Source organism: Vibrio sp. MOR3 (assembly GCF_001557775.1).
In the GTDB taxonomy this organism is placed as follows: Bacteria; Pseudomonadota; Gammaproteobacteria; order Enterobacterales; family Vibrionaceae; genus Vibrio; species Vibrio jasicida.
Genome location: NZ_LNRD01000002.1, coordinates 342,457 through 367,312, shown reverse-complemented (window position 1 = coordinate 367,312; position 24,856 = coordinate 342,457). Strand labels below are relative to the sequence as shown.

The window sequence follows — 24,856 nt, the reverse complement described above, 5'->3', positions numbered from 1 at the left end:
CGCAATGGGATATACAGTAAGAAACGCACTAAGGGACGAAGCTAGGCTTATCGCCAAGATTCATGTCGATTCATGGCAAGTCGCCTATAAAGGATTGATGCCTGAAAGTTATATTTGTCAGTTTACTCTTGAGCGCAGAGAAAAGATGTGGACACGAGTGATGACAGAACAATTGGCAAATTTGATTGTGGTAGAGAAGGGTAAAGAGATAGTAGGTTTTCTCAGCTACGAGCTACCGAACCATTCTAGTGAGGATAAGACAGCAGTTGTCACTTGTTGTTATGTTTCGCCTCTTTACTACGGGCAAGGAGCGGGTAGTGCATTGATTGATGAGCTAGAAACGCGTTTGTTGTCCACACCGGTGATGCAAATCAGCCTTAAAGCGTTGGATACGAATCAACAGGGGCTGAACTTCTATAAAAAATGTGGCTTTGTGCGGTCAGGAGAGGAGGAGGCAGAGGTCATTGAGGGCATGGTGTTGAATGACCTCACTTTGGTGAAGTACATCGCACGAACATAGTTGGTTCGAATCCATGGCGCTCCCATGTTTGGGGCTCTCTTGTGTTTGGAGTTTGCGTGGGAATTTTCATCGGCCATATATAGTAAAACCCCGGAGATGGTAAGGCTCCGGGGTTTTGAATTTTTTAGATATCTCGGTTGGTAAGTCCGATAATCTTTTTATGCAAAAGGTTTGGATTTTATCCGTTAATTCCTTGGTAGGGAATTAGATACGGATGAAGTCCATGTGCTCAACTTTTGGCTTGAACGCGTGACGTTGAACGTCTTGTGGCTTAACTTTAACTTCAGCGCCGTCGATCACTAGAACGATACCTTCGTAGAACTCAGGCTTGTCCATTTGGTTAACGATCTCGTCGTGGTTAAGAACGATAGCAACTGCTGCTGCTTCACCGCCGTATACAACTGCAGGGAATTTGCCAGCGTGACGTAGGCGGCGGCTCGCACCTTTACCTAGTTCAGTACGTACTACTGCTTCGAATTTCATAGTATTTACTCTCAAATTAGTAAAAATTAAACTTCACGAACCACAATGCGACCTTGAGTTCGTGGTAAAGCTTGAAACAGGAACTGTTCAAGCGAGCGCGGATACTATCATCCTGCTCTGGGTTCAGCAACCATAAATGCACCCAAATCAATAAAAAGACAGCAATCTTTGGATAGTAAGAGTGCAAGTTTTATCGCTTAGATAAAACTTTGTTCACTTTGAGGCGATTTTAACCTATTTACCTTCCTTTACTTGTATTTTTCTTCCCTTTCTCGACAGGTATCATTTTTGTGAATGGATAATCATCGACATCTGTTATTAACGAAATGAACGCAAAATGAATGCTGACCTCAGTAACCGTTAAGCCACTCGGTTCTATTCTTGGCCCAACACTTAACGAGAGCATCAATGGAGCGGATTATGAACCCAGTCAGTATCGTGATTATTACCCTAAATGAAGAAAAACGTATTGGTCGACTACTCGAAGATTTAACTAAACAAACACATAAGAAATTTGAAGTGGTTGTGGTGGACTCGAACAGCGAAGATTCGACTCGTGAAGTTGCACAAGCTTACGAAAGCTCATTGCCGGAACTTACCGTTCATCAAATGGAGACTCGTGGTGTCAGCTTAGGACGTAACACGGGGGCAGAGTTGGCGAAATACGAACGCATTCTTTTCTTGGATGCAGACGTACGTTTGCCAAGCGACTTTCTAAGTCGTGCAATGAGCAAGTTAGAAGATGCGAAGTTAGAAGTGGCCGGTGTGTACATGGGGGCAAAGGAATTACCAATGGCGCACAAACTTGGCTATGGCTTGTTTAATACAGGCTTGTTCATTACCCAGTACACATTCCCAACCGCTGTTGGCGCGTGTATTTTCTCGACCAAGCGTGCCCACAAAGAGATCAACGGCTTTGATGAATCCATCACGCTTTGCGAAGATTGTGATTACGTGAAACGCGCTTCAAAAACATGGCGATTCCGCTTTTTACCAATGATGTTCGAATTCGATCCGCGTCGTTTGGAGCAAGATGGTTTCTTTAAAATGGGCATGACCTATTTCAAAGCGAATGTACGTCGATTCTTCTTTGGGGAAATGCGTAACAACGAAATGGAATACAAATTCGGTCACTATAAAGATCAACACTCATAATCGTTGGAGGCTGTATGCTGGAAGCAATCAGTCTGTTCTTCGGGGCATTTCTAGATGCGACGATTGGACCAAATCTCTTTGTTCCCGGTGAGCCGTTTTTGCTCGCCGCGGGCTATCAATTACACCAAGGCATCATCTGGGGCGTAATCGCCGTCCTCATTGGTGGTTGGCTTGGTGAACAACTCAGTTACTTTATTGGTAAACGTTCGGGCTCTAAAGCCCAGAGAAAGCTGATTCGTTGGCAAGCTAAGACGAAGCGCCCAATTGCCCGTTGTCGTTTGCTGATGAAAAAGCGTGGTAACGCCATTTTAATCTTTGCACGTCTACTAGGCCCAGTCGCTTGGGTCGTGCCATTTATGGCGGGTTCAGTGAACGTGAGTTGGAAGCGCTTTACCGTCTGTTCATCAATAGGTTTGATACTCGGTGTTGGGCAATTTGTCGTTGCTGGATATTTGCTTGCTGCAGGTCTGCAAACTTGGTTGCCATTGGATTCCTTAAAGTTAATCTTAATTGAACATAAACTTCTTATTGCTTCGGTATTGGTGGCTGTGACATTTACCGTTGTTGCGTGGAAAAAGAACTGGTCACGCAAGTGGACCAAATCACTGACGGCATTAGTGTTGTGTTTGGTTGCTGCAAACTATGGTCATTTTTTCTATCTTGCTGACGATAATGTTCAGCAAGTCGAGTCCACTGAGATTCAACCAATCGCGTTTAACGATCTCGGTTTTAAAGTGTACCCAGGACGTTCCAATGTGTTTGACGCTCAGGCTGTAAATTTGGTCTACGTCGGTGAATCACCGAGAGTCTTAATGCAAGAACTCGGTTGGCTAGAAAATCAAACATTCTCAAGAAACGACATTGAGCTCTCTGATTATTTGAGTTTATTGAAGCAAAAGTTGCCACCTGTGTCGGATTTGTTTTGGAATGGCAAACCACAAGCGATGGCGTTTCAAGAACCCGGAAGCTTACTTAAACGCTCTCATATACGCTGGTGGCAAGCAGGGCACGAGGCAAGCTCAAATCAACCGGTTTGGGTTGGGGCGATAAGTTACGATGATGGACTCAAGTTAGCGCATTATTCCGGTATTGTGACTGTGTTGCATCGGATTGATCCCAATGTAGACAGTGAAAGAGACCGTTTGGCGAATCAAATCGAAATGAGTCATTTAGCCTTAGTAGGGGAATTGTATTCGTTGGCACAACCTGTCGCGATGGACAATCAACATGACTATTACTCTGATGGGAATGTCTTGTTGATTAGCGAGCCTTCACTTGCTTTAAATGTGCCTAATCAGCAATCAGATACAAAAATGGCACCTAACGATGAAACATCGATAAGTGCCATTTCAGTGTTATCACCTGATGTGATTTAAACTCGACTCTTTTGCAAAATAAGGGTGGCTTTTAAACCGCCCATTTTGCTTTGTGAAAGCTCAAGCTGGCCACGATAACTGTGGGCCATCTCACTCACAATATTCAGCCCTAAACCTGAGCCAGGGGTGGTTTCATCCAATCGGTAACCACGTTTGATTACCTGGCATAACTGCTCGGCGGGGATACCAGGTCCATCATCCTCAACGATGATGTGAATGTTGTCTTTGTCTTGCGTAGAATGGACACGAATAATGCTCGCTGCCCATTTGTAACCATTCTCTAGTAGATTACCCACCATTTCATCAAGATCCGTTTTCTCAACGGCAACGTTCAACTCAGAATCAAGTTCATTGATTAATGTGACTTCTCTTACGGCATACACTTTATCGAACGCCATAGAGATCGCATCAACGCGTTCTGATGGGTTAGATTTTACCGATAGGATGTTCATAGAGCCGGCCATACGAGCTCGGCCTAAATGGTAATCAATATGTTGTTGAATCTGACTAATCGGTGCATTCAATCTCGTTTGAGTTTCAGGGGCTAAGCTCTGCACTTCGTTTTTTAACACGGAGAGTGGTGTTTTTAACGCGTGAGATAAGTTACCCGCATGGTTACGCGCTCGTTCAAGTAGCTCTTGGTAGTGAAAGAGCAAGGCATTCAGATCGGAAATTAGAGGTGAAATTTCTTTTGGATATTCTTCTTCCAGCCCCTTCTTGTTGCCCGATTTGAGCTCGGCAAGCTCTCTTTGCAGCTTCGTTAGGGGACTCAATGACCAAGCGATCTGAAGCAAGATAACTGCTAAGACGCCGGCGAATAGCAAGCCTAATATAATCCACAATTGACCGGTGAGAGATTGAATAGTGTGTTCAATTGGATCTTCATCAACACCAATGATGATATCGATAGGACCGTTATAGTCGGGCAGATAAAGGGTTTTCTTTATGGTGATGAGTTTTTCATCTCGTGCACCAAACGCGTTTTTATCGAGCCCCTTATAAGTGATTTTTTTATCCCAAAGTGAACGTGAGCGTTCGAGGCTGGTCTCTGTGGAGGCGCTCCAGTATAAACCACTGTAAGGGCGACTAAAGCGAGGGTCGGAAAGTTGAGTAGAAAGAGAGAGTTGTCCCTTACTGTCAACTTCAAGCTGAGCGGCTATTTCGTCCATAAAGACATTTAATTGTGAACGAGTGTCATCCACCATGTAATGATAAACTTGAGTTGGAATTGTCACGCCGGCAGCGAGGATCATTGCGGTGAGCCAAACCACCGCTGCAAGCACTAAGCGGCTTTTAATACTTAGCCGCTTGAGAACGTGCATTGGCAGTTTGTTTTTACTCGGCATTCAACTGATACCCCAAGCCACGTACTGTCTTAATGATCTTTGGTGCGATTTTCTTACGAATACGACCGATAAAAACTTCGATGGTGTTGGAGTCACGGTCAAAGTCTTGTTTGTAAATGTGTTCCACCAACTCAGTACGCGAAATGACCTTCTCTGGGTTATGCATGAAATACGCGACCACTTTGTATTCCAATGCCGTAAGGCTAACCGCTTGTCCTTGCCATAGAACTTTCGAAGAACGCGTATCTAGGCTCAAATCCCCAATCTTCATTACTGGGGAGGCATTACCAGATGCTCGACGTAATTGAGCTCGTAATCGAGCCGTTAACTCCATCATTTCAAATGGCTTTGTTAAGTAGTCATCCGCGCCTGCGTTTAAGCCTTCAACGCGTTGGGATAGGGTGTCACGTGCACTGAGTATGACAACAGGGGTGTTAATGTTCTCATCTCGAATCCCCTTAAGTACTGTTAAACCGTCCAGTTTTGGCAGGCCTAAATCAAGCACGATCACATCCCACTCTTCAGACGTCGCGCGATAAAGCGCATCAATGCCATCTTGAGATAACTCAGGTACCCAACCATTGTTTTCTAAAGTTTCGATAATTTGTTCGCCTAGGCGAGGTTCATCTTCGACAACAAGTATTTTCATGTTCTTTCTTCTTATTATGTTTGATGGATTATTGCGGTTTGAGCGCTTTATTGAAGTTACGACCTTTGATTTCTAGCATTTCAAGCGTAGCAGCATCGTATTCCACTTTGATCACGCTGTCATCGAATAGGATTTTTAGCTCGTAAACCCATTCATCGTCATCTTCTTCCAACTCTACTTTAATAATACGCCCATAAAGATCATTCTCCACCGCTTCATACATATCAGAGAAAGGGCGAATATAGCCTTTCTGCACAGCGCGATAGACTTCGTCTTGATCTTCATCGAATTCAATTCTGGTTCCCGGTTTTTCAACGTCACGAACAATGGCGTGTCCATCTTTGTCGTCATGATGGTCACTGTGATCGTGATGATTCGCAAAGCTTGGCGCAGACAACAAAAGTGGCACTAAACCTAACAGCATGGGTAGCTTGCGTGTAATGAAGGATTTAGACATAGCAAAGCCTTTTTGGGAGAGTTAGCAAAATTATATCCGCTTGTACATGAATGGAAAGTGAATGTGGATTTAGGTGCAAAATTTTCTGCGCTCGAACCGTTAAAAATATAAATTCCGTAATTTAAATAGCTTATAGAGAAAATTGACACTAATTAGGCAAAAGACGGGTTCGCGTTTTGCAACATGCCTATAAACAAAAACACAACAAATGTATATTTTTCGCGCGATATGCTGTTGATATAAATGTTACATATAATTGGTCTGGACAAATCATAGAGCACTTTAATTGGATAGCTCGGTGCAGTTCATAGTGTATGCATGGAGTTCTAGGATAAAGAATGCTTCTTTTTAAATTGTCGAAAAACTCATTAGTGATTTCGTTTTGCCTCTATATCGTCGTAGTTTCAGTGATGAGCGTATGGGCGATCAATCGCAGCGAAAAAGAGTTTGCCTCTATTGCGAACTATCTGGAACTTTATAAAAGTACCGCGATATTAACTGGGCTACGAATCGAGTCTGATTTGAAGAACCAATCCGATGTAAACTTTACCCAACAACAAATAGAGAGCTCGCAACGAGTTAAATCTCTTCACGATGCAGAATTAACCCCAAATGAACGCATCGCGTTTTCTGCTCTAGATGACTTGTTTCGCTACAATAGAGAACTAACAGAACGACCTAACGTTCATATCTACTATCGTTCTTATGAGGGAAAGAAACTTATCTTCTCGAAAGCGAATGATGATCTTGCTATCGACGCATCGATGTTTGATCCCATGCTATGTAGTCAAACTCGTTCCTGTACTTTGAATATGCACGACTCAGACTTAGCGGATCGCGTCATCTTCTCGGAAAACTTCAATAACACAGAAACCGGTGAAACCGCATTCAGCATCTCCAGTCCCGTTTATTTAAATGGTCAGATTTTGGGAGATGTCGTTGTTGAAGTTTATGTGAACTACCATTTTTTAGATGGTCAAAGCCTCACATCAGAAAAAGTAAATGGGCATTACTATGTCACGATAGGGCATGATAAGTACCCTTTTTATGACCTTACTGGAGGATTAGTGCTACCTCTCGATAATACGAGCGTGGTCATCTATCAGCTTCCGGTAGTAAAGGTGCTGATCGATAATCTATGGGTGTTGTTGGTCGCTTGGGGGGTGGTGCGCACCTACCATCGATTGTATTCCTCTAATATAAGGCATCAAAACCACTTAGCGCATGCAATAAAAAATGCCAGCAAAGATGAATTGACGTCTCTACATAACCGGAAGGTGTTTGAAGATGAAGAATTTGAGCAGGTAATAAAACAAGGCCACTACTCTGTGATTTTGATTGACGGTGATAAGTTTAAAGAGATCAATGACAACCATGGCCACAATGCTGGTGACATGGCATTGATTCATATTGCTCGAACGATGCAATCTACGTTCCGTCAGAGCGATTGGTTGATTCGTTTGGGCGGAGATGAGTTTGTAGCGGTGATTCCTTCTTGTTCCTTAGAATCTGCGGAAAACTTAGCTTTACGACTCAAGGAGAACATCGTTGCCAAGCCTTTAGATCGTTATAATGTAGAAGTAAAAGTAACGACAGGTGTGGCCAAAGCAACAGGGAATGAATCCCTGATAGACGTTATCGAACTCGCTGACCGGGATATGTACCGCTCAAAATAACCGAGAGTTTTCAGTAATCATGTCGCGCCGTTGTATTCAATCTGGACGCGATAATGTGCCGATTACTGCTTTAATTCGTCTTCAAAAATCTTGTCTCGTAACTTCCAAAAACGACCAGACTTTCTCGCTATTACAAATTGAGGTAAGCGAAAGCGATGCTGACTCGCGACCACTTTGGTCGGGGAAGCCTCTTCAAATGGACGATGCTTGTCGGCTAAATGAGGGCGAACAAATTGATCTCTAAAGGTTTGCTTCTGCTTTTTGGTGTTTAAAGACCAAAACTCATGCACCAATGCATTCCCTTCACCTTGATAAGACTCTCCAGAGTACGTGACTTTCAGTTGTGACTTTCCATCACTGGATTTGAACACGGACAAGTCCATTTCTGTGCATTCAAAAATTAGTGCGTCTTTGAGGTTCAACGCTTCTTTTAGCTTTTTATCTGGATCGACAAGTGTGGCGTCGCACTCATGGCAAATACGCGCCGCAATGTCATTATCTGCACCACATTCGCCGCAGTATTTTGCTCTAAACCGATAACCACAATGCTCGCGTTCTCCGGTTTCGTCATCTTCAAAATAGCCTTGGCAGCGACGGCCAAAGTGCTCAAGCAAGAAACCATTGCTGTCTAACTTGCCCCAAAAGTTATTGTTGAACCCGCAAGCAGGGCAGGGAATAGTGATGATCTCGCTGGTGGAGTCTGGCTTTGGGTCGCCCACTTCTGGTTGGTATAAGTCATAGCTGTTACCGGCATAATCGAGCACTAAACATTCGGTTTTGCCTTCTGATAAACGCAGACCACGACCAACAATTTGCTGATACAAGCTGACTGATTCCGTGGGCCGTAGAATCGCGATCAAATCAACATGCGGTGCATCGAAGCCTGTGGTTAAAACGGAGACGTTAACTAGGTATTTAATCTCACGGTTTTTAAACGACTGAATGATCGCATCTCGCTCTGGAGTTGGTGTATCACCAATCACAATGGATGTTTCCCCTTCAGGTAATAAACCATGAATTTCTTGAGCGTGTCGTACCGTCGCAGCAAATACCATCACACCTTGACGTTCTTTGGCGTATTGAATGATCTGTTCAACGATTTGTGGCGTGGCGCGTTTGGCTTTGTCGATCACCATATCCATTTCGGCTTCTTTGTATCGTCCAGTACTGGCTGGCTTAAGCTGCGAGAAGTCGTAGGACAGTACTGGTGCATCCATCATGCGTGCAGGTGTTAAGAAGTTTTCATCCAATAAATAACGAATAGGTAGTTCGAAGATACAATCACGGAAAAAACGAGGTTCTTCGGTACGAACTTGTCCGCGAGTGTGGTATTGGTAAATCCACCCCATCCCAAGACGATATGGCGTTGCGGTTAAGCCAAGGACCTTGATACCTGGATTGAGCTCTCTTAGGTGAGTGATGACTTTTTGGTAGCTGCTGTCTTTATCATCGGGTACGCGGTGGCATTCATCAATGACCAGCAAGGAAAATTGGTTTTTGAATGAATCTAAATTGCGTACGACTGATTGAACGGATGCGAATACCACCTGTTGATCGGTTTCTTTTCTGCCTAAACCCGCCGAAAAAACTGAGCCTTTTAAATCGTAGCCTTCATACTTGGCGTGGTTTTGTTCCACCAACTCTTTAACGTGTGCGAGCACTAATACGCGTCCCTTGGCGAGTCTCGCCAGTTCTGCAATAACCAAACTCTTACCGGCACCTGTTGGTAGTACAATGACCGCTGGTGTGGTGTGTTTGCGAAAATAATGAATCACCGCTTTTACAGAGTCGGCTTGGTAAGGGCGAAGGGTGTACATGAAAATCTGTGAAATTGCTCAACTATTCTAATTAGGATCGCTATAATACCCGACTTTTATACCCAAGTGACTTTTGAGTGCGGTTTTACTTACCGATTGTTAGCTTAAATGGGCTTGGGCAGAGGTCATTTGGGTATAATTCAATGAGGTATTCATGCGTTTAGATAAATATTTGTGTGATGCTCTGGGTGCGACTCGCAAGCAGGCAACAAAGATCATCAAAAGTGGCGAAGTAACCATCAATGGTGAAGTACAAAAAAGTGGTTCTTTTAAAGTACCAGAAGGTGGTGTCGTCCAGTGGGATGGTCGTGACGTTGGTAAACCTGGCCCACGTTACATCATGCTATACAAGCCTGCGGACTTTGTTTGTTCGCATGAAGACGGGCATAACCCGACCGCTTTCGTTCTGCTCGATGAGCCGAAAGTAGAGAACTTGCACTTTGCTGGTCGTTTGGATGTCGATACGACAGGATTAGTTTTGATCACTGACGATGGCCAATGGTCTCATCGTATTACTTCACCTAAACACAAGTGTGAGAAAACCTATCGTGTTTGGTTGGTGGATGCGATTGAGCCAGACTACGTGGAGAAGTTTGCCCAAGGGATAGAACTTCGCAATGAACGTGAACCGACATTACCAGCACACTTGGAAATCGTGAACGAAGCCGAAAACGAAGTGCTATTGACGATTGTCGAAGGCAAGTACCATCAAGTGAAGCGCATGTTTGCTGCTCTTGGCAATAAGGTTGAACACCTTCACCGTGAGCGTATCGGTTCTATCGTATTGGATGAAGCTCTAGAGCCCGGTGATTACCGTGTGTTAACCGAAGAAGAAGTCGAATCGGTATTAAAGTAATTCTTTCTGACTGGAAATAATCGCTGTTCTGGGAAATTGTTTAGTTCTCGATAGGAACTAGTGTTTTGGTAGGAAATCACTCAGAATGGGGTTTCCTACCAAATTTGTGTTAATGACTGAACCAGTCATGTATTCGCTGCTCGTAAACGCAGGCTGAACTGTATTTAATCTGAGAAAAACCTTTTCTCTTGTTGGTCCTTACTGACGATAAGTACAGACGGTGTTAACTTCACCGCCTCTTCGTTTTAGCTCGGTTATATTGTCGCTGCGCATAATCATCATGCAGGTTTAAGCGTCGAGTTAGTCAAGACCGCCTTGGTATACTTTCGTCAGTAATGCTCAAGTGACACTAAAAAAGTGAAAAAGTACTTGAGCATCTGTATTTCTCAATAGTATGGATACTACGCACTGTTTTTTGTAACTCTGTTATGAAGCCAGTGTTCGAGAAGTGTCACTCATCTGTCTCAATCAATGTGGAATGTTGATGGGAGGACCACAACAAGAGGTAAATCAATGACAGAAAAAGCCCAAAGTGCTCCCCAGTCACAAATCAGTTTTTTATTGTTTCTTGTTCTCGGTGCAATCGGTGCATTAACCCCGCTTGCTATCGATATGTATCTGCCAGCTATGCCTACTATCGCGAAAGATCTAGGCGTGACAGCAGGGGCAGTGCAAATTACGTTAACGGCGTACACCGCAGGCTTTGCGTTAGGCCAGTTGCTTCATGGACCGCTAGCTGATAGCTATGGTCGCCGACCTGTACTCATTTTAGGTGTGTTCTTTTTTGGTTTGGCGGCGGTAGTTAGTGCAACTACAAATGGTATTGATGCTCTGACGTATGTACGTACTGCACAAGGTTTTGCAGGAGCAGCTGCTGCCGTGATCATCCAAGCTGTCGTTCGCGATATGTTTGACCGTGAAGACTTTGCACGTGCAATGTCGTTTGTGACCCTAGTTATCACTATTGCGCCGCTTGTTGCGCCTATGATCGGTGGTCACTTAGCGATTTGGTTCGGTTGGCGCTCTATCTTCTGGGTATTGGCTATCTTTGCTGTCGTAGTGATTTTGCTGGTGTTATGGATGATTCCGGAAACGCTAAAACCAGAAAACCGTCAGCCATTAAGATTCCGAACAACAATTCGCAACTATGCACGCTTGTGTTCAAATCCTGAAGCATTAGGTTTAATGCTTTCTGGGGCGTTCTCGTTCTCAGGTATGTTTGCATTCCTGACGGCGGGTTCATTTATCTATATAGATTTGTATGGTGTTCGACCGGACCAATTTGGTTATCTATTTGGTTTGAACATCGTGGCGATGATCATCATGACCAGCATCAACGGTCGTTTGGTGAAAAAAGTTGGCTCTCATACCATGCTTCGTTTTGGTTTAGCTGTGCAATTAACCGCGGGTATTGGTCTGTTTGTTGGTTGGATGTTCAACCTTGGTTTGTGGGGTATGGTGCCATTTGTCGTGCTGTTTATTGGTACCTTGTCTACGATTGGTAGTAACTCAATGGCGTTGTTGTTGAGTGGTTACCCAACCATGGCTGGTACAGCATCTTCACTTGCTGGCACCTTGCGTTTTGGTACTGGTTCACTTATTGGTGCGCTGGTTGCTGCAATGCCGAGCGGTGTTGCATGGCCGATGATCATCGTTATGTTTGCTTGTTCAGTGCTGTCTGCACTGTTTTATTGGACTTTAGGAAGAAAGGCGTAATGTCTAATTACACCAAAGAAATTCAACACTTGGTTAATTCTGCTCTGGAAGAACTGGATCAGGAACATCGTTCAGGTAAATTGGCGAATGCGCCAGTTGCTAACAATCATTACTTGGTTCGTTGGGTGACCAAAGCGCTAAAATCACAGCGTTTCGGTCGCACTGTTGGGGATGATTTAACGCGTTGGCAAAAAGCGGGTCGTTCAAAAGGGAACGATGCTGGCTTGCTGTTTATCTTCAAACGTATTTCTGCTTATTACGCACAATTCTTCCCAGAAGGCGAGGAACAGAAAGTGATCAAAGATTCAGACATTGAAGCGTTTTTGGATCTTATGGAGCAAGCTCAGTGGGAAGTGTCGACTTCTGAGCAACTGATTGGTTGTGGTAAAGTACAAATCTTCACTGAGGGTCAAAACTCTCTGGCGCTTTGTGCAGACCAATGTGAAAGCTGTTTTGATGGTGAAGTGCTTGCTAAACCGATGAGTTGGTTTGTTCGCGGTAACCACGCTGAATTTGTCGAGAAAGCAACGCAAGCTGGCTACATGGTCCACAAGGTGACCGATTACAAGTCAATGGTGAAGTACCACGGTGAATACCTGATCTTCCCTGCGAATGAAGGAAACCAGTTAGCGGAAATTCCGTTGTCATTTAAAGCAGACTAGACCGTATTAAGCATCTCAATAAGTAATCGAGCTTCACCTACAAGTGAGCGAAAAACGTTACTTATCGGAGATTGCGGTGCTTTGAAGCGTACATACTGTGGTGTGTACGCTTTTTTGTTTTTGAGGGCCTGACATTTACTTCTATCGAGCGATTAAACAAACTTATGGCTGTGGTCGTAGAAATTCATGATCCGCTTCAGGGCCCAATCTCGATATCGGTCGGATTCAATTAAAATGTCATGTCTTGCATGAGGAATGCTTAAAAGCCTTGAACTGGAACAATGCTCATTGAATAAATCTTGGGCAGGCAACGACACAACGTTATCCCCCTCCGGTTGCACGATTAAAATCGGCGTTTTGATGTCTTTGGCTTGAGCTAAACAATTTTTACCCGCAGCAACGGCTTCGCTAATCCACTTAGGGCTAACACCACCGAGTCTCAAGTTGGGGTGGTTGCTCAACAAATCACTGTAGGCTCTAAAGCGATTAGGGCTACTTGTATGATCATTACCTTCGAAGGTTTTAGTCACAAATGCCGTTTGGGTAGGGGCGAAATTCGGTGTTTTCTGAAGTTGACTGATGAGTTTAATGGTGGCCGTTTGAATGCCGCCAACCACTTTGGGTAATTTGATACCAAACATTGGGCTTGTTAGGGCGCACGCTTTAACGTTGTGATCATAACTCGCGAGGTATTGAGTTGCGACAGCACCTCCCATCGAGTGGGCGAGCATCATAACTTCGTCTTTATGTTGGCTCTCTACAACCTCTCCAAGAAACTGAGCTAAGTCTTCAACATAATGTTCAAATTGGTCCACGTGTCCAAGTTCGCTGTGTTCTGCCAAGCGTTGCGACTCTCCCTGACCTCGATGATCAAAGGAATAGATATTGAAGTATTGGCTGAGTTCGTAAATGACTTCTTTGTACTTCCAAAACGATTCATTTCGCCCCTGAACAATGACTAACGTTCTTGTATGGTTTTGAGGGTTCACGTTAATCCAAGCGATATCATTATTCATCGCACCTTTAAAGTAACCGCTCTTTCTGTTTTGCCATACTTCATCTATTTGTTGGTGATAATCATGGTTATGGTGGCTCAATTCCGAGGTAATGGGGTGATAGCGTTTATAAGGCTTGTGAGGAATATTGAGTTTTCTTCCTATGCTGGTCACAAACAAGCGGCCTAGTTGAGCACCGTGCAAATAATCCGCATCGAGTTGCTTTTTCGTACTCTCAACAACTGAAGATTGTAAGTTCCGCGCTGGAGAAATCTCGTAAATGTTTACATCATCAGGAGGAGAGGCGAGAAAGCGTCGAGTTTGTCGATAAGTTTCTTCGTGTTTGAGCAAAATAGCCGATAGCTCACTCATTGTTTTGGATGGCGCGCGCTTTAGCACGGCTTCTATTAAAGGATGATGTTCGTCAAAGTCGATGGGCATCGTCCGGATTACCACGATGTGTTTGTAACCTCGACGATAAGCTTCTTCAACTGGGATTGGTGCAGATACACCGCCGTCTAACCAACGCGCGCCATTAAACACAACGGGCTTTTTGTGCAGAGCAGGAATAGCACAAGATGCTCTCAGTACATCCTTCCAATTATCAACGGTGACATCAAAACACTCTGTCGTTAGGTTTCGTGCGTGTGTCGCGACGGCGACGACTTGCTTTGTTTTGAGTAAATCAGAACCTTTTTCCCAGTTTAACGGGATGCTTATCTCGGCATTGTCTACTAAAAAATCTAAGTCAAACCCTTCACCATTGAGCAAGTATTTCGTGAGTTTAAAGAACTCAGGGCGTCGTGTTGTTTCTGTGATGATTTTGTAAGCATGCCCTTGATGCCCACAGATATACGAGGCGAGGTTGAGAGAGCCAGCAGAAGTACCAATCAGCAAGTCAAAAGGATTGAAATCAGCATGAAGAAAGGCATCTAACACGCCTGCAGTAAAAATGCCTCGCTGGCCGCCACCTTCTGTCACCAACGCGATCTTATCGACGTGTTGCTGACGAAGCATAAAGTTATCGTGGTGTTTACTGCTAATGATGTATCGATTGCCCATTGTGATTCCAAAATCTGCTTAACGTTATAGTCACTAAGTTCAGAACAAAGCCGGTCTAAAAAGGTATGAGCTAAGAATAATATGGAGATTGTACTGAAATAAATTCAATTAAATTTACAGAGTGTTAATCAATATAGAACCTTTTCAATAGCACTCTCAAATAGCCTTTATCTGCTTTGTTTGAAAGTGCTATGAGCGGCCAACCGCAATGGGGCGTTACTCCCGCTCTAGATGCTCTGCTTCTTTGGCGATCGCTTTTACCATACCTTTGAAGATGAATAGGTGTGCTGGCATCATCGCAAACCAGTAAAGCAAACCAGGGAAGCCTTGCGGGTGCCACCATGCGGTGATATCGAATTCGCGCTCTTCGCCATCGTCTTTGATTGTAATTTCTAAACGACCAAGTCCGGGACCTTTCATACCGAAAAACAGTGAGAGGAACTGGTTCTCTTCGCAGCGAATGACCTTCCATGAATCAATGAAATCACCTACTTTGAGCTCTGGCCCCGGTGGTGAAACTCGAATGGGTTTTCCTCCACCAAAGAAGATATCAAGCCACTCTCGGGTGCGCCAAAGGATGTTGGCAAAGTAATAGCCTTTTTCAGGGCTCCCGATCTTTTGTGCGACTTTCCAAAGTGATTCTGCAGAAGCTTTTGTCTTAATGCTTGCTCCTGCTTGTTTTGGATAATAGCCGTAGCCTGGTTGCCAACGTTTGAGAGCTGCTGGTTCAAACCCCCATACGTTACTACGCACAAAAGTTCCCTCCGTAGCGATGGTGTCCGCTACGGACTGTTCATAGCTGATTAACTCTTGTGGAAATCGCTCGTGAATGGCTTTGGTATTGGCAATGTAATCGTGCTCTAAACCAGCAAGCAGCGCTTTACCAATACTTGTGGGAACTGACGTCACAATGGCTAACCAATACGATGCCATTTTGGGTGTTAGCAGTGGCGTTGACCACAGTCTGTAAGGTTTCTTCGTGATTTTACAAATGACTTCAAATTGCTCGCGATAACTTAATGTATCCGGCCCACCAACTTCATAGATTTCACTTTCTGTTGGTTTGGTTTCTGCCAGTTCCAGCAAATAGTGATTGAGGTTGGGTAGGGCGATTGGGTTAGCTTTGGAGTCGACCCACTTAGGCGCAATCAGAATCGACAGGTTATAGACGAAGTCACGCATGATCTCGAATGCCGCAGACCCTGGCCCAATAATCACGCCTGCGCGAAGCTCGGTAACAGGAACACCAGCCTGACGAATGATCTTCCCCGTCGCTTTACGTGCTGCTAAGTGTTGAGAGTTGCCGGTTTGAGGCTGAATCGCACTCAAGTAGATCACGTGTTCTACGCGACTTTTCTCAAGCGCATTTTTGAAGTTCTCTGCGAGGTTTAACTCGTACTCAACAAAGTCGTGACCTTGTGCCATACCATGCACAAGGAAGAACACCAAATCAAAATCATTTACGACTTCGAGCGTCGCTTCTGCGTCTGCGAGGTCTAAATAAGTGAGTGTGAGATTAGGGTGTGGCTGAGTTCGAGATTCTAAATAGTCAATATGACGAGCTGCTGCAGTGACGCTGTAACCTTTATCGATCAGTTGTGGAAGAAGTTGAGAGCCTATGTAGCCGGAAGCCCCGAGTACCAACACCTTTTTCATTATGAATCCTTTTATTACTGGTGGATTAGTCACCACTGGGTATAATCATGAGACACTTTTCCCGTTCTATCAATAAGTTGTCGTCGGAGCGAGCATGATTTTTTTCTCACAATTGGTTATTCATGCTGATAAGTCGTTTTTACGTCGACTATTTGCCATCGCATTACCCATAACTTTACAGAGCATGATGTTCTCCAGCCGAAGCTTGGTGGACGTACTGATGCTCGGTCAATTGGGAGAGGCGGAAATTGCTGCGGTCGGTGTTGCAGCAAGAGCGACATTTGTAACGACCATTATGTTACTTGGGGTGACAACGGGTGGAGCATTGCTTACGGCGCAGTATTGGGGGGCAGGTAATAAAGTCGGTGTGCGTCAGAGTACGTCGTTGACTTGGATGATTTCCATGGTATTCGCTGCCCTTACGGTGGTGTTATTCGTTCTGTTCCCAGAACCAATCATGCGCCTGACAACGGATTCGGAAGAGGTGATTCGACTTGGTGCTGATTATCTCGTTATTTCATCGGTTAGTATGTTTGCTGTAGCCTGTGTCGCAAGTATGGCTGTCGGTCTTCGAGCCATGCATCAACCCGGGCTTAGCACCTTTTTCAGTGGCATCGGCATTCTGTCCAACATCTTCCTTAACTGGGTGCTCATTTTTGGTCAATTTGGCTTTCCTGCGATGGGTATTAAAGGGGCTGCCATTGCCACCGTTATCAGTGGTGCTATTGAAGTAACTTGTTTATTCAGTTACCTGTGGTTTAAAAAACACATCATTGCGTTTTGTTTGGATGATATTCGTGCCAGCTTGGTGTTGGATAAAATTACACGTTTCTTGAAGCTCTCTCTTCCGACCACATTTAACTTCCTTGCTTGGGCGGGTGGTTTGTTTGCCTATCATGCGATTATGGGGCAAGCAGGCGTTCAAGGTTTAGCGGCATTGTCAGTAATGACGCCGGTAGAGTCAATTGCTCTAGCTATGATGATTGGTTCATCTAACGCTGCTGCAGTATTGGTGGGCAATCAATTGGGAGCGAAGAACTTTGGCCCTGTTTATTATCAAGCTTGGGCGACGGTGATCCTCAATGTGGCGATTGCTATCGTGGTGGCGATTTTACTTCTGTTTTCTAACCAACTTATTCTCGACGCCTTCAGTGCGTTGACACCAGAAACGCGCCACCTAGCTGAACAGTTTATGGTGATTCTTGCCGTCGGCGTGGTTCTTCGCTCTGTTCCTATGATGGCCATTGTCGGTGTGCTTCGTGCGGGTGGGGATGTGAAGTTCTGCTTGTACCAAGATCTGATTGCGCAATGGGTGATTAGCATTCCTCTTGCCGCCTTTGGTGCTATCTACCTAGGCTTTGAACCACAATGGGTTTACTTATTGTTTCTAACCGAGGAAGTGGTTAAGTGGGGGACATGTTTACACCGCATGGCGAGTAAGAAATGGATGAAAAATTTGATCGATGCTTAAGAAGGGTCGCGAGACAAGTTGCATTTGTAGTCTGATAGTGTGATCAACTATTCAAATTACTTCCTACCAACCGGATTTTAGTGTAGATTCTGATTCCAATTTTTAAACACCATTTGAGCGGCAAAATCAATGTTGAAACTGTCAGACCTATGTAAAGGCTATGTAGACGGGGGCGAATTTCATCCTGTACTACAAGGGGCAGAATTAACATTACAACAGGGTGAACAAGTTGCATTAATGGGAGAGAGTGGTTCTGGTAAGAGTACACTCCTTAATTTAATTGCAGGCCTTGATACCGCTGACTCTGGTGAAATCCAATACCCAAGTTTCGCGATGCACAGTGCTCCAGAGCGCTTAAGAACACTTTATCGTCGAAACAACATCGGCAACATCTTTCAGCAATTCAACCTGCTGCCTACTTTGAATATTGCAGATAACATCCGTTTCTGTCGCCAGTTAAAAGGCTTGCCTGAAGACAAAGGTTTATGGCGCCAAATTCTCTCTGCACTCGATCTTATGCCGCTTTTAGGGCGTTACCCAGAAGAGGTATCAGGTGGACAGCAGCAGCGCGCTGCGATTGCTCGTGCGCTGTATATGGAGCCGAAGATCTTACTTGCCGATGAGCCGACTGGTAGCTTAGATGAACGAAATGCTGAAGCGGTAATGCGCTTGTTGACCAGCCTTGCTCGTCAGCTTGAGTGTACGCTGTTGTTGGTGACGCACAGTGAAAAGGTCGCTGAGCACATGGAAGGCCGCATTCGTCTTCAAGGAGGGCAATTGCATGTTATGGCCCGTAGTTAAGGCGCTACTCGGTCATTACCGTCGTTACCCACTTCAAATTATTCTTGTTTGGCTTGGTTTAACCCTCGGAGTATCACTCCTTGTTGGTGTGACTTCAATTAACCAACACGCGAAACAGAGCTACGAAACTGGTGAGAAACTTTTTTCCAACCCTTTGCCTTACCGTATTCGTACTAAACACTCTGCAAACAAAATTCCTCAAGGCTTTTATATCCAGCTTCGTCGTGCTGGTTTTAATCAATGCGCACCATTTGATGTTCTACATTTAGACACCAACACCGATATAAGTTTGATGTTAGTGGGGGTTGACCCTGTTGCATTGCTGCCGCTACAGCAAGGTAAATCGCTTAAAGATCTTCCAATGCTGACGTTAATGAAGCCGCCATATCCAATCTTAGTCAGCCAAGATTTAGCTGCACATATGTCATGGAGCAATGGTGACTTTATTACGCTGAATGATGGCAGTCAGCTCGGGCCTTTGAAGGTTGATAGTGACAACTTGCTTTCTGGTACGCGTTTAGTCACGGACATCTCTCTATTAAGAATGCTGCAACGCAGTTCAGGATTGTCTGCGATTGCCTGTGGTGAAATGCCAGAGGAAAAAGTTCTGGCGCTAAAAAATATGCTACCTAATGGCATGACGTTGGTGCGCAATAGCCGTACAGAGTTAGAATCGCTTACTAAAGCATTCCACATGAATTTAACGGCCATGGGAATGTTGTCCTTCCTTGTTGGTTTGTTTATCTTCTATCAAGCAATGTCTCTGTCTTTTATCCAACGTCAACGTTTAGTTGGTATTCTTCGCCAAACGGGCGTAAATGGCATGCAGCTCGCACAGGCATTGATGTTAGAACTGACCATTCTAGTTTTGGTTGCATGGGCTTGTGGTAACTTCTTCGGGTTGATCTTAGCGAATGAACTGATTCCTGCAGTGTCATCCAGCTTAAGTGATTTATACGATGCCAACGTTGGTCTCACCATTGGTTGGTCATGGGAATCGAGTTTATATAGCTTGGCAATGTCGGCGTTGGGCGCTCTGATTTCTTGTTTATGGCCTTTGATTCGTTTGTTGAAATCACAACCCATCCGTCTTTCTTCTCGTTTATCTTTGATGCGCTTTGCTGGACGTGAGTTCTCTTGGCAGGCGTTTGCTGCTTGTGCTTTTTGTGTAGCGGCCGTTGCGGTTTATCAAGCTCCAAGAACGCAAGAGTCAGGTTTTGCCATCATAGCGCTAATGTTGATCAGCGTGGCGTTGTTTATGCCGTTCCTGATGTGGCATATGTTCCAAAGTTTCTCTTATTCATTACGTTGGGTTCGTGTCCGTTGGTTCTTCGCTGATGCGGCGGCAAGCATGAGTTACCGAGGTGTTGCTACGATGGCCTTTATGCTGGCACTTGCGGCAAACATTGGTGTTGAGACCATGGTAGGCAGTTTCCGTGATACGACCGACAAATGGTTGAGCCAACGTCTTGCTGCAGATATCTACATCTACCCTACGAACAACTCAGCAGCTCGCATGAGTGCTTGGTTAAAAGAACAACCAGAGGTCGATACCGTTTGGTGGCGTTGGGAAAAAGATGTGCCTACGGAACGTGGAGCGCTTCAAGTAGTGAGTACAGGGGCTTCGGAAGGGGAACTTGATTCACTCACAGTAAAACTTGGCGTGCCTAATTATTGGTATCACTTACATCATTCAAAAAGTCTGATGGTCAGTGAGTCTATGGCATTGAAGCTCGACATTCGCCCTGGTGACTATATTGATCTTCAGCCACCGTTAGGCGGAGGGTGGCAAGTTGTTGGGGTGTACTACGACTATGGCAACCCCTACAACCAAGTGATGATGTCGCACCGAAATTGGCTGTATGCTTTTGCGGGCTCAGGTAACGTTGGGCTTGGCGTTTTACTTGAAGACAATGTTAATGGCGAAGGTTTGAAACGTCGCTTAGAAAACGTGTTCCGCTTGTCACAAGACCGAGTCTTCGACAACAACAATATCTATAACCAAGCCATGCGAGTGTTTGACCACACCTTTGCGATTGCAGGCACACTAGGCAACATTACATTGATTATTGCTGTGTTTGGCTTGTTCTTTGCCACCCTTGCTGGCGAGTTTTCACGGCAAAGGCACTTTTCTTTACTTCGTTGTATGGGCGTGTCGGGTAAAGAGCTTGTCCTCCTTGGTGGGTTACAGTTGTTTGCTTTTGGTATGATCTCCGCCATTATTGCCGTCCCGCTCGGATTAGCGTTGGCACATTTGATTGTTGATATCATTATTAAGCAATCTTTTGGCTGGTCTTTAGAGTTGCAAACGATCCCTTGGGAGTATGTTCAGACGATTGCTTGGGCGATGTTTGCCATCATGATCGCGGGGGCATTGCCAGTGATCAGAATGATTAAGAGTACTCCGATGAAGTCGTTGAGGGATGCTCTGTGACGAAGAATATGAAGCCGAAAAAGATCTTCTCGATATCAGTGTTGGTGTTTATTGCTTTCATTGCATTAACGGGTGCGACACTGTATTTCACGCATTGGGCCGAAGCGACGGCAACGAAAGAGAGTGACATTAGCGCAGTACTACAAAGAGAAAGCAAAACGATCTTTGAACCAGTGTTGCCAGATGAACATGTCTCGCTTCCTCAGGATTTTCGCTTCCATCCAGATTATCAACATGAATGGTGGAATTACTTTGCCAAATTACAAGATAAGCATGGCAAGGTTTACAACGTTCAATGGAGCTACTTTAGAGTTGCAACAGATGAGCGTGATACCAGAGGTTGGCAAAATCCACAGCTTTTTATCTCGCATATTGTGATTAGCAATGGCTCTAAAGTATGGAAAGAACAAAGAGTGGCGCGTGGTGGCATTGGACAAGCTGGAATGACGAATCGCCCGTTCCGTCTGTGGATAGATAATTGGACGTGGCGAGCGTTAGGTTCTACGCCCTTTCCGGGTAACTTAGAGGTGACAACGGATACCTTTGGTATGGATTTAAATACCACTACTAGCGGCCCGTTCGTCGTGAATGGCGATAAAGGCTTTCAAGTTAAGCACGCGCTCCAATCTGTCGCATCCTTTAGCTTCAGTGCGCCTTTCTTAAATGTAAAAGGCAACCTAACCTTAAATGGTCAGGATATTGAAGTGACAGGGGCTGCGTGGACGCAAAAAGAGTGGGGTAGTGGCCTAATCGGTGAAGGACAACAAGGCTGGGACTGGTTTGTTTTCAATCTTGATGATGGACGAGCACTTACGGTGAGTCGCTATCGTCATCATGGACAGGTTCCCCATCTGTTTGGCACTTTAGCGACACGTTCCGGTAAGGTGATCAACTTAACTGAGAAAGAATTAACCATGACACCTTTGCAGGTCACTGGCTTATCAAACGGAAGAAGGCTACCGCTGCAATGGATCATTAATGTCCCCGAGCACAACATCAATTTGACGACGAGAATCATAAAATCGGACATGTGGCTTCCGTTTGTGATCCCTTATTGGGAAGGACCGATACTCGCATCGGGTTCCAATGAGGCGTGGGGATTTATGCAACTCACCGGTTACTAAAAAGAACAGAAAGCCACCTCATCAAAGGTGGCTTTTTTGTCGTTGAAACACGCAGTTTTCGTCGTAAAACTGCATGTTAATCACGAAAATCAGTCACATATTATACTAAGTTAATAGTAATCTATGTGAATACATAGACTTATAGGGAGATTGTCAGGTCTTGTAAATTTATATGTTCTTGTTGAAAAATACGATGTGTCGTAAAGAATACATCGGAAAAATCGAAGTTTATACTCTGAACAAGCGATTATTCTAAAATTTTCAGCAGCTATACACTCTCATCATTCTTTGTTAATCGTTTATTAAGATAATAAATATAAGGGCGAAATCATGAACGATGTCATTCGTGACTTTTTCAAAATGGAATCCGCTGGTGGTATTCTTCTGGTAATTGCTGCGGCAATTGCGATGACCATTGCTAACACCCCACTTGGCGAAACTTATCAAGCTATGCTGCATACTTATGTATTTGGTATGTCAGTATCCCATTGGATCAACGATGGCCTTATGGCTGTGTTCTTCCTACTAATCGGTCTTGAAGTAAAGCGTGAGCTACTTGAAGGCGCACTAAAATCGAAAGAAACCGCAATCTTCCCAGCAATTGCTGCGGTTGGCGGCATGTTGGCTCCTGCACTTGTTTACGTTGCTTTCAATGCTGGCGACCCTGAAGCGATCTCTGGTTGGGCAATTCCAGCGGCGACAGATATCGCATTTGCGCTTGGTATCATGGCGTTACTAGGTAAACGTGTGCCAATCGCTTTGAAGGTGTTCCTGCTTGCACTTGCAATCATTGACGACCTTGGTGTTGTAGTGATCATCGCGTTGTTCTACACCGGTGACCTATCAACAATAGCCTTGTTAGTTGGTTTTGCGATGACTGGCTTGCTCTTTATGCTGAATGCAAAAGGGGTGACTAAGCTAACACCGTATATGATCGTTGGTGCTATTCTCTGGTTCGCGGTACTGAAATCTGGTGTCCATGCAACATTGGCAGGTGTGGTGATCGGTTTTGCTATTCCACTGAAAGGTAAGCAGGGTGAACACTCTCCACTAAAACACATGGAGCATGCACTTCACCCATATGTAGCATTCGGTATTCTTCCTCTATTCGCGTTCGCAAACGCAGGTATCTCATTAGAGGGTGTATCGATGTCAGGTCTGACTTCAATGTTGCCATTAGGTATTGCACTGGGTCTGTTGGTTGGTAAACCTCTGGGTATCTTCACATTCAGTTGGGCGGCAGTGAAACTAGGTATTGCTAAGCTGCCGAAAGGCGTGAACTTTATGCATATCTTTGCGGTGTCAGTGTTGTGTGGTATCGGCTTTACGATGTCTATCTTTATCTCATCATTGGCGTTTGCAAACGTGAGTCCTGAGTTTGACACTTATGCTCGACTAGGCATCTTGATGGGCTCTACCACTGCCGCTGTACTTGGCTATGCGTTACTGCACTTCTCGTTGCCAAAGCAGGCGTCAGAAGAGGTTGCTGAGGAATACTAAAGCGAACCGCTTTTAGAGCAGCAATTTGAAATACGAAAACCTCTCAATTGAGAGGTTTTTTTATATCTTGGATTTACTATTTGCTAGTGCATAGCGGGGAACGACAGACGAAAAAAAGCCCAGAAGAAAATTTATCTGGGCGGATACAAACATAGGAGTTAATAAAAAAAAGCAGCAATGTAACAACCAGAAAGAAACAAGTTTGACGGCCTGAAAAACTTTAAATGCCCTAGTTGTTACAGTAATTCAGACCGAGCTAATTCAATTCAGTTCCATTTTTTTTAGAAGTTTTTTTCACAAAATAATATTCGCTTTAAATTCATTCCTTTACGCCTGCACTTTCTATGTCTGGTCAGACCAATACTTGAAAATGTGATGTTAATCGTTTGTTAATCTGTCGTTTCGGGAGTATATTTTCAAACAGTTGTTTAATACGAGTGATTGAAATGGCCCCGAGAAGTACAACAAAAGAAAAAATACTCGATGTAGCAGAAGGACTATTTGCAGAATACGGCTTCAATGACACATCACTAAGAACCATTACTGGTAAGGCGAACGTAAACCTTGCTTCGGTAAACTACCATTTTGGCGATAAAAAGACGCTCGTTAGAGCCGTTTTAGACCGCTATTTAGAAGCGTTAATGCCGAGCATTAAAACATCTCTGATAGAGCTAAACACCCGTGACGATTACAACATGGATGAGGTATTCGAATCGTTGCGCTTACCCTTACGGGCGTTAAATGATGTGCGACCAAACGGTACTGCCTTGTTTATGTTGTTGATAGGGCGAGGTTACACCGATGTGCAGGGGCACTTGCGCTGGTTTATCAGCACCAGATATGACGAAGTGCTGAAGTTGTTTATGTTCTCCATAGGCAAAGCAAACCCTGAACTAACAGAAGAACAGCTGTTTTGGCGATTACACTTTACCCTTGGAACTTGTGTTTTCACCATGGCATCTAGTCAAGCGCTAACGGAAATTGCGGAAAGTAAATTCCAAAAAGACGTCGATGCGAAGTCTGTCGTCGACCTACTGATTCCATACCTGTCGGCAGGAATGTCCGCCAAGTAAACCTAATTAAATCAATAAAAAGAAAAG

20 protein-coding genes are annotated in these 24,856 nt (G+C 44.5%); 13 read left to right on the top strand and 7 right to left on the bottom strand.

Annotated features, from left to right (window positions below):
* Positions 1–4: 4 nt before the first annotated feature.
* Positions 5–520, top strand: coding sequence for a GNAT family N-acetyltransferase (locus ATB76_RS06225; protein WP_038868738.1), 516 nt, complete (start codon positions 5–7; stop codon positions 518–520).
* Between the two features lie 204 nt (positions 521–724).
* Here ATB76_RS06225 and rplY read toward each other — a convergent pair whose 3' ends face one another.
* On the bottom strand, positions 725–1,003 hold the full coding sequence (gene rplY, locus ATB76_RS06220) for a 50S ribosomal protein L25 (protein ID WP_038868737.1): 279 nt from the start codon (positions 1,001–1,003) through the stop codon (positions 725–727).
* Between the two features lie 420 nt (positions 1,004–1,423).
* Here rplY and ATB76_RS06215 point away from each other — a divergent pair, with 420 nt between their 5' ends.
* Together ATB76_RS06215 and ATB76_RS06210 are read left to right on the top strand one after the other, a co-directional pair.
* Positions 1,424–2,158, top strand: a complete 735-nt coding sequence (locus tag ATB76_RS06215; RefSeq protein ID WP_061034884.1) for a glycosyltransferase — start codon at positions 1,424–1,426, stop codon at positions 2,156–2,158.
* A gap of 14 nt (positions 2,159–2,172) precedes the next feature.
* Positions 2,173–3,534, top strand: coding sequence for an LssY C-terminal domain-containing protein (locus tag ATB76_RS06210; RefSeq protein ID WP_061034883.1), 1,362 nt, complete (start codon positions 2,173–2,175; stop codon positions 3,532–3,534).
* Here the strand turns inward: ATB76_RS06210 and ATB76_RS06205 are convergent.
* Genes ATB76_RS06205 through ATB76_RS06195 form a run of 3 tightly spaced genes read right to left on the bottom strand, consistent with a single transcriptional unit; the run spans position 3,531 to position 5,986 of the window.
* Complete coding sequence (locus ATB76_RS06205; protein ID WP_042604544.1) at positions 3,531–4,880, bottom strand: ATP-binding protein; 1,350 nt, start codon at positions 4,878–4,880, stop codon at positions 3,531–3,533. The genes ATB76_RS06210 and ATB76_RS06205 overlap by 4 nt on opposite strands.
* Positions 4,870–5,529, bottom strand: a complete 660-nt coding sequence (locus ATB76_RS06200; RefSeq protein WP_038868732.1) for a response regulator transcription factor — start codon at positions 5,527–5,529, stop codon at positions 4,870–4,872. The genes ATB76_RS06205 and ATB76_RS06200 overlap by 11 nt, the downstream gene beginning before the upstream one ends.
* Positions 5,530–5,557: 28 nt before the next feature.
* Entirely contained in the window at positions 5,558–5,986 is a 429-nt protein-coding gene (locus tag ATB76_RS06195; RefSeq protein WP_038874596.1) for a hypothetical protein, read from the bottom strand.
* A gap of 338 nt (positions 5,987–6,324) precedes the next feature.
* Here ATB76_RS06195 and ATB76_RS06190 point away from each other — a divergent pair, with 338 nt between their 5' ends.
* Positions 6,325–7,662, top strand: coding sequence for a GGDEF domain-containing protein (locus ATB76_RS06190; RefSeq protein WP_061034882.1), 1,338 nt, complete (start codon positions 6,325–6,327; stop codon positions 7,660–7,662).
* A 62-nt stretch (positions 7,663–7,724) separates the two neighbouring features.
* Here ATB76_RS06190 and ATB76_RS06185 read toward each other — a convergent pair whose 3' ends face one another.
* Positions 7,725–9,479, bottom strand: a complete 1,755-nt coding sequence (locus tag ATB76_RS06185) for a DEAD/DEAH box helicase (protein WP_061034881.1) — start codon at positions 9,477–9,479, stop codon at positions 7,725–7,727.
* A 154-nt stretch (positions 9,480–9,633) separates the two neighbouring features.
* On the opposite strand from ATB76_RS06185, the gene rsuA reads away from it, so the two are divergent.
* The 3 genes from rsuA to ATB76_RS06170 all read left to right on the top strand — a co-directional run bounded on the left by rsuA (position 9,634) and on the right by ATB76_RS06170 (position 12,713).
* Positions 9,634–10,335 carry a 16S rRNA pseudouridine(516) synthase RsuA gene (gene rsuA / locus ATB76_RS06180; RefSeq protein WP_038868727.1) on the top strand — a complete coding sequence of 234 codons (702 nt, stop codon included), beginning with the start codon at positions 9,634–9,636 and terminating at the stop codon, positions 10,333–10,335.
* Between the two features lie 513 nt (positions 10,336–10,848).
* Positions 10,849–12,051: a Bcr/CflA family multidrug efflux MFS transporter gene (locus ATB76_RS06175; RefSeq protein ID WP_038868726.1), complete on the top strand. Its 1,203-nt coding sequence runs from the start codon at positions 10,849–10,851 to the stop codon at positions 12,049–12,051.
* Positions 12,051–12,713: a DUF2913 family protein gene (locus tag ATB76_RS06170; RefSeq protein WP_038868724.1), complete on the top strand. Its 663-nt coding sequence runs from the start codon at positions 12,051–12,053 to the stop codon at positions 12,711–12,713. Before ATB76_RS06175 ends, ATB76_RS06170 begins: the two co-directional genes overlap by 1 nt.
* A 152-nt stretch (positions 12,714–12,865) precedes the next feature.
* On the opposite strand, the gene ATB76_RS06165 is transcribed toward ATB76_RS06170, so the two are convergent.
* Positions 12,866–14,770 (bottom strand): alpha/beta fold hydrolase, encoded by a 1,905-nt coding sequence (locus ATB76_RS06165; RefSeq protein WP_061034880.1) that lies wholly within the window; start codon positions 14,768–14,770, stop codon positions 12,866–12,868.
* A gap of 216 nt (positions 14,771–14,986) precedes the next feature.
* Positions 14,987–16,426 carry a DUF2867 domain-containing protein gene (locus ATB76_RS06160; protein WP_061034879.1) on the bottom strand — a complete coding sequence of 480 codons (1,440 nt, stop codon included), beginning with the start codon at positions 16,424–16,426 and terminating at the stop codon, positions 14,987–14,989.
* Positions 16,427–16,520: 94 nt separating this feature from the next.
* On the opposite strand from ATB76_RS06160, the gene ATB76_RS06155 reads away from it, so the two are divergent.
* The 6 genes from ATB76_RS06155 (at position 16,521) to ATB76_RS06130 (ending at position 24,829) form a co-directional block, all read left to right on the top strand.
* On the top strand, positions 16,521–17,897 hold the full coding sequence (locus tag ATB76_RS06155; protein ID WP_061034878.1) for an MATE family efflux transporter: 1,377 nt from the start codon (positions 16,521–16,523) through the stop codon (positions 17,895–17,897).
* Positions 17,898–18,026: 129 nt separating this feature from the next.
* Positions 18,027–18,698, top strand: coding sequence for an ABC transporter ATP-binding protein (locus tag ATB76_RS06150; RefSeq protein WP_038874609.1), 672 nt, complete (start codon positions 18,027–18,029; stop codon positions 18,696–18,698).
* On the top strand, positions 18,679–21,132 hold the full coding sequence (locus tag ATB76_RS06145; RefSeq protein WP_039977378.1) for an ABC transporter permease: 2,454 nt from the start codon (positions 18,679–18,681) through the stop codon (positions 21,130–21,132). Before ATB76_RS06150 ends, ATB76_RS06145 begins: the two co-directional genes overlap by 20 nt.
* Positions 21,133–21,140: 8 nt before the next feature.
* On the top strand, positions 21,141–22,256 hold the full coding sequence (locus tag ATB76_RS06140) for a lipocalin-like domain-containing protein (RefSeq protein WP_061034985.1): 1,116 nt from the start codon (positions 21,141–21,143) through the stop codon (positions 22,254–22,256).
* Positions 22,257–22,586: 330 nt separating this feature from the next.
* Positions 22,587–23,756: a Na+/H+ antiporter NhaA gene (nhaA, locus tag ATB76_RS06135; RefSeq protein WP_061034877.1), complete on the top strand. Its 1,170-nt coding sequence runs from the start codon at positions 22,587–22,589 to the stop codon at positions 23,754–23,756.
* Positions 23,757–24,202: 446 nt separating this feature from the next.
* Positions 24,203–24,829, top strand: a complete 627-nt coding sequence (locus tag ATB76_RS06130) for a TetR/AcrR family transcriptional regulator (protein ID WP_038868716.1) — start codon at positions 24,203–24,205, stop codon at positions 24,827–24,829.
* Positions 24,830–24,856: the final 27 nt, after the last annotated feature.